A 13,665-nucleotide genomic window follows, 5' to 3' on the forward strand; every position below is an offset into this window, starting at 1 on the left:
TAATGTTTTATGATCTAATTTCCTACCGTCTAATTCTCTCATCTTTTATCTTAACATTTTGCTTAATTTTATGTCTACTTACTTATACACGTATTAATAAGTAGAAAGCATTGCACGCTTAAATGTTATATTTGCAGAATATTTTAGTATTGGAGAGTAGAGATACGTAGTTATAAAATTAGTTAAAGAGATATGCCATTTTTGCCAGAATTCTATAAAGTTGCTGGCCTTGTACGGACTGTTAAAATTGACAGGAAGCTTTATGTTGAACATCAGTGATGAACCTAAAGCCATGTCTGAATAACCACTGAAGTCAAAATATAATTGAAGGCTGTAACTTAGGCTTGTTTTCCACGCTTCGACCAGTTGCAGTGTTCTGGCAGTATCAAAGCCATCGTTTGCCCATATTGCAAACATATCTGCAATGCCAACTTTCTTGATTAACCCTATGGAGAAGAGAAATAGTCCGCTAACGAGGTTCTGTTTGCTGAATATCTTGGCTCGAAGACTATCGAATTGCGGCATCATATCCTTGTGGTGGAGTATGGGACCCATGATAAGATGTGGGAAAAAGGTGACAAACAGAAAATAATTGAGGAGACTTGTTCTTTTCACAAGTCCCTCATAGCAATCAACAAGAAAAGTTATTTGTGTTATAGTGAAAAAACTTATTCCAAGTGGTAATATCAGAGATAGTAGCGCTATATCTGAATTGGCAAGTTGGTTAAAGGATGAGATAAAAAAATTGGTATATTTATAATAACCAAGCAACGAAACATTGGCGGCAATGCCAATAATAAGCAATCTCTTTCTCGTTACTATCGTGTTTGTATAGGATTTATTTGACAATAAAGATAGTACCAAATAGTTAAATAAAATACTACCCATAAGTAAAGGAAGATAATTTATATTCCAACATGAGTAAAACAACAGGGATGTAACAACAAGCCAAACTCGTGACAATAGAGTAAGGCGCAGTCTGTTGAGAATAAAATACCCCAGCACACTAACTGGCAAGAAAGCAAACATATAGGTAAAAGAGTTAAATAGCATATAAATCTATCCTGTAACGTCTACTCCAGTAAGGAAAATTTGATTTTTGACTTGGATACTTTTTCATTCTTTTGATTTAGTATTCTTGCTTTCATTTCAACCTGACCGGTGGATTCGCTGATAAACTCTATTTCTCCAGTAATGGTCAATCTATCTCCAACATAGACCGGCTTATGAAACGAAACATCAATACCTGTCAGCAGACAATATTTCCCCGGTAAGTACACTCCAGCCAACGTTGAGTAAAAAGACGAGGTAAGCATTCCGTAGACGACTCTGTCAGAAAAGCCCATACCTTTGGCGAACTCCCTCTGAATATGTAATGGATTATTATCGCCGCTTAATCTCAGAAATAAGTCCATCATCTCATTGGTAATATCTACTGAAAATGATTGTGTAAGTCCTACGATCATATCTTTGAGTTTATATTCATTCATTTTTCTTAACCTTCTCTTCTATGAGAGCAAGCATCTCCCCCACATTTTGGAGGGATTGCAATTCACCAAGGGCAAACTTGATGTTAAAATGCTTTTCAATGGCAACTATAAGGTTTATATGGGTCAGCGAATCCCAGTCTTCAATGTCGTTAGCAGTGGTCTGCTTCGTGATAATAATTGATTCGTCATCAAAAATCTCCCTGAATATAGGCTGTAGTTTTTCAAGCATGGACATTGTATTACCTCCTTTTTAGTGTTGCAGCATAAGACAAGTCAACTTTGTATTTTATCAACTTCTCACGGCTTATGTTTTCTGAGGGTACTACGATTTCTCTTAAGACCTCAAAGCCAGCAGTGGTAATCATTTCCTGAATAGATTCAATGCTTTCAAAATGATACCTATGGTCTATAGTAGGACAGTTTACACATGTTGTGATAAAGAGTTTTCCACCGCTAACCAATAGCTTATAGAGGTTCATCAGGATAGTCAGAGGGTCTTCTATATGTTCGAGAACTTCACCCATAATGATGAAATCATAACTTGTTGACGGTGCAAATAAGTTTACGTCTTGTTTGTAGAAGTTAATTATGTTCAACGCCTCTGGTTTTAATGTCTTTATTATACTCTTTGATATCTCCAGGGAGGTGTCGCTAATATCTATAATGTCAAAAGATTTGACAATGCCGGGATTTTTCAGTATTTCCAGAGAAAAGAGTCCATGTCCGCTGCCAATTTCCAGCAAACGCGTATGAGATTCAAGCATTTTAACTTCATTGCGATAGAACTCAATAAGTAGGTAATGCTGCCTCCATAAGAATTGAGAAAGCGCCAGTCCCAGAAGATATTTCATCATGATGTCTTTGTTATCATACACTCCTTTTATTTCATCTTCACCGCAATGAAGAGGGTATTTGCCTGTTTGTACAAATACTTTCCTGGAGTAAAGCATTTGATTGACCATCCATAAATACGCATTAGCCAAATCCTCATGAGTGAGTGAGTTGGCCTTCAGAAAATATTCATAAGTCTGTATAAATTCCTCTAACGCTGATTCCATACCTTTAATTTCCGCGAAGTTTTTCTCAATTTTCTTTTGCTGCTGCGGAGACTTATGGTAAATATATTTCAAAATATCAGCCTTCCCTGTCATAGACAATCTCCATAACACAATTTTTGTTACGATAATCATCAGGCACCTTAAAACTCCACACAGTATCCCCGTTATCGTTTTTATCGCTTAACTCAAAACCCATAAGCCCATAGTGATTTGAGACCAGGGCGTTTTTCTTTGTCTTATTGTAATAGCCGGTGATGTGTTTTATATCTCTCATTCTGCAACGCCTTATTAATTCGTCATACATCGCGAATTCCATACCCCGCTTAAGCACACGGCAGCTCATCAGCCAGAGATCAATAAACAGCCCTCTATCTTTGATTGACGCTACGATTATGGATACCAATCCGTTGTCACCAAACTTATCCTTCAATCTGCCATAGAGGGTTATGAAATTCTCATCTTTTGAGATACCCTCTACTTCAGCTAAAGTATATCTTTTAGTTGTGAGGTTGAATTGATTCGTCTTATTTATAAGCTGTGCTATTCTTTCGAGATACAATGGCTTAAAAGGATGTATTTCTACGACCATTTCCAGTGAGATTAAAAAATCATTATAAGTTGCAAACTTGCTTTGCAGTGTGCAGCGCTGCTGCGTCTCCTGATAAAACTCTGTCCTTCTTATGTCATCCTCAGATAAAGTAACAGGTTCAAAATAGCACGCACGGTCAATACACTCAATATATCTGCTTACATCGTTCATTAAAGTATCGGGCACCTCAACCACAGGAAGCTGTGAACGGACAAAGTCCCGTTCGATAGGATTGTCGTCGAGAAAGACTACGCTGTCCAGAGTAATATTTATTTCTTTTACAATCTCACAAATGTTTGTGTCTTTAGGCTGCCAATTTGCTTTAATCACCACAAAATCGTCCGGTCGCAGTATGCCGTCTCTGTGATTTAATCCCTCTCTGGCAACATGTTCGTCATTTTTTGAACAAACGGCAAGCAGTACCCCTCGTGCCTTTAACTTCCTGAGATATTCTTGAAACTCCGTATAGGCCTCAGCTTCTGCCGTTTCAGTTCCTATTTGTATATGGTTGATTCCATCGTCGGCTATTACTCCACCCCAGAGGGTATTATCCAGATCCACAACCAGACACTTTTTGCTTTTGCCATATATGGAGAGGATAATTGCAGCAATGTTATGTGACAGGCAGAGAATAGCCTCGTAGCTTAACGCATATTTATAAGCATACCAGAAGGATTTATCATGCCATTTGTTAAGCCCTATCCAGGAAGAGAGATAGTTGATGTCGTTAATATAGAAATTCCTTGCCCTTGCCGCATAATCTGCAAAGGCTGAATTCAGCCTGGAAATGAAATATACCGCGCCGCGGCAGTCATAGCAGTCGAGATTCCCAAGCAATCTGTGTGAGGGTAGTTCGAAATTGTTTTGAATGATGATACTCTGATAGGTTTGCTCTATCTTCCGCCATAAGGACTCATACAGTTGTAGCGCCATAGAAAATTTATTCTCGACGGTTTTCGGAGAATCGGTAACGTCAGGATAGCTGAGAATATTCCTGTTCGTTGTATGAACGTAGATGATATGAGGCGCAAAACGCCTAAGCTCTTCATTGTCAAACATTACATCTTCATAGTACTTATTATACTCGGATTCATAAAAGGCAGGCTCTATGCCTTCCTGAAGCAAAAACAATTCCAAAAGGTCCTTTATCTCCGATGTCGTAGAGCCGCCAAGTATTGCTATCTTAATGGAAACAATATGCTCATTGTTGAGACTGCATTGCTGAATAGCCGCCTTCAGCTCTCTTCTTATAGAGCGTTTTTTTCGAAGTATATACTCCATATCAAAAGGATATGTCAGCTTTTTAAACAAGTAAGGCCATTCCCTGATATGCAATGATTAATATGAATTTATTTAAACTTATTATCAACAAGATAATCATAGATTTGTTCTGCCAATATTATGGTACCCTTTGAATTCATGTGAACGCTGTCCACATAATATTCCAATCTATCGTTAAAGGGAAGCGTTCTTATCTCTTCGCCTAATTCTTCATAGTGATAGTTATATTTAGTGGCAATGGTGTATGCAACCTTTTGCCCTATTGCTACAAACTTTGGCAAGAGGGCAACATTTTTATAAAGATTGGACTTGTCCTGGATATTCCAGTAACGTGCGGCTTTTTCAACATCATTGTTACCGTCTGATGCATTAAAAAGAACTGGGAATCCGACGAGATATATAGGAATATCTTTTCTCCACAAATTAATGAATTGCTCAAAATGGCTCATATAATCCTTCTGTATGAGGTCGAGTTTCCGGGATTCATCCAAGGGGTTTGTCCTGCTATTAAAATCTATAGTGGCCAGTTCCTTTTTCATATAAAAACAAAGTGCCATGTTTTGGCAGAACCATGTTCTCTCAAGCATGTGGTGCAGGTATTGGGCAAACACTGCTGTACGGTTTCGTTCAGAAATGAAATCGTTCATCATGTCCGTAATAGTAGTGGCAATTATAATTAAATCAGGATTTAAGTCTTTCCAGCCCCAATCGGCATGAGGTATCTTAAAAGTGCCATTGAGCAAACTATTATCCCAGTCTTCTTTTGATATGAATTCAGTTAACGAGGCATAATAGTTCTGAATAAATTCCTCAATGTGCCCTCCCTTTATGCCAAGATTGATTACTTCATATTTCTCAGGGAAATTACTATCCAGTTTTTCCTGAAGCATATGCGGCCATGTAAAGGCAGTATTAACTCCCACGCCATAAGTAGTGCTTCCTCCAATAGCTAGAATGCGGAATCGTTTTCCTTTCTGAACGGAAAACGACTCTCTGTATATTTTCATCTCATCCGCACCGTTGGGAGTGCTTTTGTGGTTGTTCATTTTTGTATAAAACCCCCCTTTAAACAAATAGAAGATGATCTCGCTTGCTACAAGGGAATAAAGACAACCCACCATGACCACAATAGCGAATCTGCTATAATACCGAGAAAGTACCATGTCAGTATGTTTCATTGTGTTTTTTCGGTGACATTAACCTGTCCGTTCCTTCTTTGAATTATCCATTGCACAGGTGAGGGCGAATAGTCCTTAACTTCTCCTTCGGGTAATAGTTTCAAAAGAATATCACAGGCGCTGGTTTTGTTCATTAAGAGCCTCTCTCCTGACACTATTGTTTTGTCTCCCTGCGTGTGCATTGAAATGGCCTTCATTCTAAAAACTCCTAAAATTATTGAAACGCTTTGCAAAACGTATTTCTGGTCAAGATTTTGATGCACAATGTCATAAGTATTTTCCACAGGCTGTATTTTTGTAACACTACCCTGGGTAATGAGTTTTATCAGCCCTTTGCCTTCAAGTGCATTAGCAATTTTAAGGTATAGTTGGTTTTTTTTATCAGTCGATTTGCTGTCAGGCAATATAGCTGGAATAGTATACCTGTCATCTCTTGGATATGGCATTTCAGTCCGTATGATTCTCTCGACCTCTTTTATTGTTTCTGCAAAAACTGAATTTGTAAAGAGTAGCATAGTCGCAGTTAACACTATCACTTTCATAAATATTAATACTTTGTATGTCATATTAACCTCACTCCATATTTGAGGCACAACTGCAACCCCAATCTAATTATTTTTAATCATTTATTCGTCATTCTCTCAACAGGCTATTTCACAATAATAATGTCTTTTTTATCCCTTCAGCAACATATAGCTGCTGCTCTTGTGTCATTCCCGGAAACAAGGGCAACGTTATAGTGGTGTCTTCACAAAGGGCTGCAACTGGATATTGTTCAGGCTTAATATTATATTTCTTAGCATAGTATCCGAGCCTGTGTACGGCATGTGTGCCTGGGCGTGTCTCTATGTTCAGAGATTCAAGATAGTCCATTATTTTGTTTCTCTCGCTCATGCCACCGCTCAATATACGGATTACATATGCCTGATAAGTGTGCGCACACTTATTTGGCACATACGGCAGGGCAATCTCATCAATATCTGCTAAAATCTGATTATATCTTTCAGCAAGGAGCTTTCTCTCGTTTAGTAACCTATCCAATTTACTCATCTGTGCTACCCCAACCGCCGCCTGAATATCGGAAAGCCTCAAATTATATCCAATCTTGTCAAATGTAGCCATAGTGTATGGTCTTTGAGAGTATTTTGGCATACCAGCAGCGCCATGGTTTCTCAAAGAGTTTATCGCTTTAGCATAATCCTCTGAGTTTGTTGTAACCATCCCACCCTCGCCGGTAGTGATCACCTTCCTTGGATGAAATGAGAAACAACCGATGTGTCCAATGCCCCCCACCGGTTTGCCATCATAATGAGAACCTACGGCACAGGCGGCATCCTCAATCACAAATAAGTTGTGGCGTTGAGCTATATTCAGAATCTCATCCATCTTTGCCGACAATCCAAACAGATGCACTACAACAACTGCCTTTGAATTGGGAGTAATCGCCATCTCTAATTTTTCCGGACATATATTGAATGTCTCTGGTTCTATATCGACAAAGACTGCCCTTGCGCCTGTGTACTCGACGCTGTGCGCAGAAGTTATCCACGTAAAAGCTGGAACTATCACTTCGTCCCCCGGGCCTAATCCCAAAGCCATTGTGGCAAGGTGAAGGGCGGCCGTACATGAGGTAGTGGCCAAGGCATAGCGCACACTATGCCTGTTGCCGAATAACTCCTCAAATTGTCTTGTTAATGCCCCTTGCGTTACCCAGCCTGAATCAAGGCATTGTCTAAGCAGCTTGATTTCATCTTCGTCGAATTGAGGTGATGTTATCTTCAATAGTTAACCACCGTAGATATCAATTTTACAGCGATAAAACATCAAGATTAAACCTTTTGTAAAACCTTTTGTAAACAGGATTCATGATATTTCTTTTCTTCCTCCTGTATTGGATCAAGTAATGGATTTAACTGACTTATATCCTTTGGCAACGATACCAAGTCCGCAGTTATCTTTAGTATCGCCAACAACAACGGGATTGTCTTGTTTTCTCCATGATTGCGCACCAGCCAATCCCTTGTCTCAGCCCCTTTTTGCAGCCTGTAATTGTCATTGGCCGCAAGGTCGAGCAATGCCTGCTTGATTTCTGATGGAGATGTTACGTTTATAACAGGCATAACGTCATTGTTAGTTGCCGGTTTATAATGTTCAAGCCTCAGAAAGGTAACTATCGGCTTGCCAATGGAGGCTGATTCCAAGGCGGTTGCCCCATGATAGCCCCAGACGAGTTGATCTATAACAATGTCACACGACCTATAATAATCAATCAGACGTCTTTTGCCAACAGTCGGTAAAAATATAAATTGTTTGCTCATCCCTAACATGTTAACTTGATTCATAAAATTGTCAGCATTAGTTCCCCATTTCAAAAATACAAAGCGTAAAGAAGCATTATTTTTTGCTGTATCAAATATCGCTTTGACAAATGACTCATCTTGCCCTTTAAACTGCCTGTCCAATCTTGCAGTCATCAAAACATATATACCTTTACCATATTCATCTTCCCATATCTTGCGTGCGTGCCCTTGTCCAGGGCTATAGCGCTCGCTGTCCATTGGATATGGTAAGAAAAGTCCATTGACTAAACCAAGCCGCCTGGCATGCCCCATATTTTGGGCATTTAAACTAAAGGTAATAAATTTAGCCGCATTAAATGACAGGCCTGCAATCCTCCCATAATCATCCCCTCTCCCGCAATACCATACAAAATCACCACCAAAAGGACAAGCAATGTATGGTCTCCCGCTTGCATAAGAAGCAATTGGTGGACCTGCTGCATAGACCACATCATATTCAGTTAGTGCCTTCGCCAATTGGTAATATGGATATACATCATTATAGCTCAATAGAATTTCATGTCGCAAGCTCAATGACTCTCTTTGCAGTAGATACAATGGCTTATGATTCCCTTTATAGAACTGCTTGTACGCCGCTATCAAATCTCCGCCATCTTTTTGAGTATAATACATAGGATACACAGGAACTTCTGCTTTTATATTTGGATTATTTTTCAAAAATGTTTCACCATCTAAAATATTTTGATACTCTCCATCAAATTCTTCCCATTCAGGAGCACAAATTGCCGTTTTATCCCAAATATCGAGAAATAAAGCGGTTTCAGCGCCGTATTTTTGAGCAAGCCGCGCCCATTTATACATGTTTTGAGCTATATTCAAAACAAATGCGCATTTTAATGGTTTCGAATGATGCTTCTGATAATCAAGCGCAAATTCCCAGACCTGCTCACTATACTGCCGCATCCTCTTTATATTTGTTTCTGTTAGAAAAGGATGTTTCCACGGATGTTCGTCAACTGAAGAGAGCGTTACCCGACTGTAAGATGTTTTTACAGGGAAGAGTATATGCATTATTTCTGTATTGGCTGCAAGAAATGTGCGCTTAATGGAGCTTTTTAACAACTTCCATAGTTTTTCCTTATAATTTATCATTTTGTTTTAACAATTTACACTGAATCATGACATTTCTTAATCCCTGTTAATATAAAATGTTTTAGTCGCCTTGTAAAAAACTCTTGTTGATTTTCTCCTATCTGTAAATCTGAAAAATAATGGGAATATTTCTCCTTAAGTTCTTTGCGATTTTTAAAAACATAAAATATTTCACCATGCCTGTAGTCATTTGAATTATTAATTCTTATAAGGTTATTTCCCACTAATTCGCCATTTCTTAATATCCAATTATCAGGGTGGTTAGTCATCATTATAACTCGTCCGGATTTTTTTAAAACTCTTGCATATTCTTTAATAGTGTTTTGTATTCCTTCTTCTGAAGGAACATAATGAATTACGTTCATAGAGAGCAGCAAATCAAAATAATTTGATGGAAAATGTGTATCTTGATTATCTCCGACTTTAATCTCTGCATGGTAGCCATATTGCTGTATACTCGTTTTTGCATGGTCAACAACACCTTCAGATATTTCACAACCATATACTTGCCAGCCCATCATAGCAAAGCTTACAAGGTTAAAACCTGAGCCACATCCTACATCCAACACCTTCAGTTGATTACAGTTAGAATAGTCACATAAATAGCCTCCCTTAATGAGATGTATAAGGTATTGGTTTCCAGGAGACGTGATTCTCCCTTCATTTTGCTTGCTCCTTTCACCTCTATAATATTCCTCAAATAATTTTACGGTGTTTTTAGGATTACTATTAATCATAAATTAAATATACCATCTACAATTATTTATTTCCATATATTTTAAGTCAAATGCTTTTATCAGGTTTAATCGGAGGTCTATAATTAGGGTTAACCAGAGCGTATTGATAGTAACGCCGTGATTTTTCAGCGTTGCAAAAATTTAACTTTTCCCAGAACTCCTCTCTCCACTTCTCCAACTCTGCACGTGAAACATCGACAAGATCGAAGTATGCCCTCCCTGGTATCAAGTCAGTAAAATCGAAATCATTAGGCAGCAATCCTTCTTTTATAGCTCTTTCCGTTAAATGCGTATGAGGATAAGGAGTCGCAAGCGTCCAAAGAGTAAAATCAAGGTCTAATTGTTTTGCATATTCGAAAGAATCCAGTATTTCTAATCGAGTCTCCCATGGAAAACCCAATATAAAGTTAGCACCGACTGCCAGGCCTAGCTCTTTTGCCTTCTTAATTATTGTTTCTCCATATTTTAAGTCTATATTTTTGTGAATAATCTCTTTCAGCACACGTTCGTTTCCTGACTCAAAACTTACTTTAAGTTTATAAAGGCCAGAACTGACCATCTTCTCCAGTATCTTCTCTGTTAAAGTCATTACATGCATACCCGATGCAGCATACCAAGTTATTCCATAATCCCTTTCAATAATAAGATCAATTAGTTTCTCTGTCCTTTCTCTGTTCACACAAAAATTTTCATCTAATATTATGAACTCCTTAATCCCATACTTATTTACTAATAAATCTATTTCATCTAATACGTTTTTAGGAGACCGGTATCTATAGCTATTATTATATAACACTGGCGCTGAACAAAAAATGCATTTGAAAGGACATCCTCTTGAGGTCATTATTGTTGTAGCGGGCAACTGCTTTGGCAATACCTTAAAGTACTGTACTTTATCCATATAGCATCTCATATCGATTAGATCTCTTGCTGGTAAAGGCAATATATCCAGATCATGTACTGGTTGAAAAGCTATATCAAGCTCAAATCCTTTTGAACAGCGTATTCCAGTTCCAGGAATAGGCCTTGCCTTTTTACTCTGAAGTTTATCAATAAACTCAGGCCCTGAAATGTCAGATTCACCTAGAATAATACCGTCAACTTCTGGAATAAGTATAAAATATTGAGACTTTAATGTTACTATTGGTCCACCCCACAATAGAAAGATATCAGAATTATATTTACGCACTATTCTGGCCGTATGCAGAGCATTTTCTATCTGATTAACAAATAGTATAGAAAATCCAACAACATCAGGCGTATGTTTAAGAATGATACCTGCTAACTCTTCAGGTCGCAGACCCATTAAAAATGTATTATCATCTATCGGAGAGTCCTGTTCATAACCCTCAAGAATACCATCAACTATGGATACATCGTACCCTCTTGCAAGCAGGGATGATGACAGACTAAGGATTCCAATTGGAGGCCATACGCTTTTCGAATTCCCATATGCCATTATACAAGATGGCTGAACAAGGCAGATTTTGTTAATCTTTTTTCTCATCGTCCACCTTAAATGTCCTGCAACAACGATTACATACAGGCATAATGGGAGTTTTTCTCAGTTTCATGCGAAAATCTCTTGCTTGTTCAGAGTTCCATATTTCATGGAAAGGCTTATCAATGATATTGCCAAAAGACGGGCTTACGCAGCGTCCATTAACGCCAACAGTACCATCATAAAATACTTGTGCCACAGTCCATGGTGCAAAGCACGGTATTTCAGGATGCAGATAAGTCTTTTTATCAAACCATTTTTTTATTTCATCATCATTAAGATGTGGATTAAAATGATATTTATAGCTGTCCGGTGCGAATTCATCTCTGACTGCTTTGATTTGTCTGCATAATTCTTCTGTGTCAATATCCTCAACATCAATACAACTTATACTGCTCTGTGTAAGAGGAAAGAACTGGGGAAATAAAGCATTTTGCGTTTGGGCTTCTTCCATCGTACTGTATCGTAGAAAATTGAAAGCTATGTAAATCTCCTTAGCGATACCAAGACTATCCAGTTCCCTATAAAAATCCAGAAGGTTATCATAGTTGTGGTCCGAAATAGTGAAACAAATGCCTATGAGCGGATATTCTAAGCCTAATCTCTTTTTTTCTTCTATTACTATCTCAATCCCCTTAATAGATCTTTGAAAACTATCCGGCAGGCCTCGAATTTCATTATGCCTGTCTTTAGTTCCATCTATTGACACACGCAAAACACGCATACCTGCCTCAACCAATGTCTTAGCTTTTTTTGACAGAAGATAACCGTTGGTAATAATATAAAAATCAAGGCCTTTCGAGGTTACATAACCTGCAATTTCATCAATATCTGCACGTAAAAGCGGCTCTACAAAATTCGGCCTTATGATTGTCTTGTAAGGCGCAACGTCATCTATTAATTTTTTTACTATCTCAAGCGGTAAAGTATATGCCTTGCCCCCCCCAGCTGCACGGTTATTAAAGAACATGTCCTTGTCCTTGCGATTGGCTCTTGATTGCCCGATATCGCACATCCTGCATTTCATGAAACAATAATTATTTAACGAAAGATTGATTGTATGGGGCATTGACTCCCCTGTATAATCGTCTTTGAAATAATATTCCAACCTCTGTTCAGACATTTTCTGAATACGATTCCATTCCTCTTTATTTCTTTGAACTATTTTACTCATAATTCATCCATTTAAATTCAGCGGCTGCAAAGTCTTACAGGCATTATCTAAATTATTCAGTTCTTTTATTAAACTATCACGGTTACTTAAAATATATTCCTCTTTCCCTCTAAATTCTTCATTGCGGGTTCTATGAAAGGCCGTTCTCTTAACTGCCCTCACAAGGTAGTCTTCCATTCTGGCCACTTCCTCATGAAACCCTGTAGGTATTTGGTATGTTTTCTGCCATTTTATTGTACATGTAGAGCATAATGGACCGTTTTTTTCTATTTCTCCATATTCCCTTTCAAGCACACATTTCCTAAAATATTGCATCTTTTCGCTATTCCATATGTCAAGAACCTTATCCTCTGTAAAATTCCCAATTACGTACCTGTTATCAAAGTCATAATTACATCCGACAGCGCTACCGTCACAGTTGAACGAAAGCAAATCCCATGGAGTATTGCAGGCCGGATAATCTTTTTGTTGAATTGCTTTTTTACCCATATATGCTATATTAGCCTCATCTATTGCCCCCATATGATTGAAAAGCTCTCCAACGACTACGTGATGAAAAGGGAACCGTTCGAAATACTCAGTAAACAGCTGCACTTCTTTTTGGTTTCTTCTCTGATTGATTATGCCCAGAATAACTGCAAGATGGTATCCTTTCTTTTCATATCTGGCTTCAAACAATGTAAATATATTCTCTATTACCTTATAAAAGTCTCCACCTATCCTTATGCTTTCATAACTTTCTCTTGTGATGCCGTCAATCGATACATGCAGGTAATCAAGTCCGCTGTCTATCAGTTTTTCGGCTCTCTCCTTAGTTAAAATAGTGGCATTGGTGTTCATGAGAGTAAAAAAACCGTAGTCTGACGCGTATTTTATCATGTCAAAAAGATTTTTATTAATAAAAGGTTCACCAACTCCGGTAAACTGGATTTTTGTGTGCAATCTCAGAGGTTTAATCTGTTCGATCATCCCTTTATACGATCCAAGGCTCATATGTCCGGCAGGCCTGGTTAAAGCCCCATTGTGTACACAGTGTACGCATTTAAGGTTGCAGATGTTGGTTGGCTCTATGTATATCTTGCGGGGTGGAAAGTCGCAATATGTCTTTCTTTTAAGGAGCGCGTCTATATAGCTCAGTCTATCGAGTTGTATCCTTAGTTCAAACTCCGCCATATCTTCAAATTTCATATATCTTTCTTTCCTTA

13 protein-coding genes are annotated in these 13,665 nt (G+C 38.2%); all 13 read right to left on the bottom strand.

The genetic code is table 11. From position 1 onward, the window contains the following. Positions 1-93: 93 nt before the first annotated feature. Positions 94-1,053 (bottom strand): MBOAT family O-acyltransferase, encoded by a 960-nt coding sequence (locus tag ASN18_RS04140; RefSeq protein WP_085051350.1) that lies wholly within the window; start codon positions 1,051-1,053, stop codon positions 94-96. A gap of 20 nt (positions 1,054-1,073) precedes the next feature. Beyond that, positions 1,074-1,490: a MaoC/PaaZ C-terminal domain-containing protein gene (locus ASN18_RS04145; RefSeq protein ID WP_085051351.1), complete on the bottom strand. Its 417-nt coding sequence runs from the start codon at positions 1,488-1,490 to the stop codon at positions 1,074-1,076. Beyond that, a complete protein-coding gene (locus ASN18_RS04150) occupies positions 1,483-1,725 on the bottom strand; it encodes an acyl carrier protein (protein WP_085051352.1) in 243 nt (80 codons plus the stop codon). Before ASN18_RS04150 ends, ASN18_RS04145 begins: the two co-directional genes overlap by 8 nt. Positions 1,726-1,729: 4 nt before the next feature. After that, positions 1,730-2,641: a class I SAM-dependent methyltransferase gene (locus tag ASN18_RS04155; RefSeq protein ID WP_236861498.1), complete on the bottom strand. Its 912-nt coding sequence runs from the start codon at positions 2,639-2,641 to the stop codon at positions 1,730-1,732. After that, positions 2,625-4,448: an HAD-IIIC family phosphatase gene (locus ASN18_RS04160; RefSeq protein WP_236861499.1), complete on the bottom strand. Its 1,824-nt coding sequence runs from the start codon at positions 4,446-4,448 to the stop codon at positions 2,625-2,627. Before ASN18_RS04160 ends, ASN18_RS04155 begins: the two co-directional genes overlap by 17 nt. Positions 4,449-4,486: 38 nt before the next feature. Then, positions 4,487-5,464 (bottom strand): SGNH/GDSL hydrolase family protein, encoded by a 978-nt coding sequence (locus tag ASN18_RS04165; protein WP_157072822.1) that lies wholly within the window; start codon positions 5,462-5,464, stop codon positions 4,487-4,489. Positions 5,465-5,592: 128 nt separating this feature from the next. Further along, entirely contained in the window at positions 5,593-6,162 is a 570-nt protein-coding gene (locus ASN18_RS04170; protein WP_085051355.1) for a hypothetical protein, read from the bottom strand. Between the two features lie 88 nt (positions 6,163-6,250). Next, the gene (locus tag ASN18_RS04175; RefSeq protein ID WP_085051356.1) at positions 6,251-7,378 is read right to left on the bottom strand and encodes a DegT/DnrJ/EryC1/StrS family aminotransferase; all 1,128 of its coding nucleotides are present in this window, start codon (positions 7,376-7,378) and stop codon (positions 6,251-6,253) included. A gap of 47 nt (positions 7,379-7,425) precedes the next feature. Further along, positions 7,426-9,048, bottom strand: a complete 1,623-nt coding sequence (locus ASN18_RS04180) for a glycosyltransferase (RefSeq protein ID WP_085051357.1) — start codon at positions 9,046-9,048, stop codon at positions 7,426-7,428. A gap of 14 nt (positions 9,049-9,062) precedes the next feature. Beyond that, the gene (locus ASN18_RS04185; protein WP_085051358.1) at positions 9,063-9,785 is read right to left on the bottom strand and encodes a class I SAM-dependent methyltransferase; all 723 of its coding nucleotides are present in this window, start codon (positions 9,783-9,785) and stop codon (positions 9,063-9,065) included. A 46-nt stretch (positions 9,786-9,831) separates the two neighbouring features. After that, positions 9,832-11,292, bottom strand: a complete 1,461-nt coding sequence (locus tag ASN18_RS04190) for a B12-binding domain-containing radical SAM protein (protein ID WP_085051359.1) — start codon at positions 11,290-11,292, stop codon at positions 9,832-9,834. After that, complete coding sequence (locus ASN18_RS04195; protein ID WP_085051360.1) at positions 11,276-12,460, bottom strand: radical SAM protein; 1,185 nt, start codon at positions 12,458-12,460, stop codon at positions 11,276-11,278. The genes ASN18_RS04190 and ASN18_RS04195 overlap by 17 nt, the downstream gene beginning before the upstream one ends. Before the next feature lie 3 nt (positions 12,461-12,463). Further along, positions 12,464-13,648, bottom strand: coding sequence for a radical SAM protein (locus tag ASN18_RS04200; protein WP_085051361.1), 1,185 nt, complete (start codon positions 13,646-13,648; stop codon positions 12,464-12,466). Positions 13,649-13,665: the final 17 nt, after the last annotated feature.

Source organism: Candidatus Magnetominusculus xianensis, from assembly GCA_001541255.1.
In the GTDB taxonomy this organism is placed as follows: Bacteria; Nitrospirota; Thermodesulfovibrionia; order Thermodesulfovibrionales; family Magnetobacteriaceae; genus Magnetominusculus; species Magnetominusculus xianensis.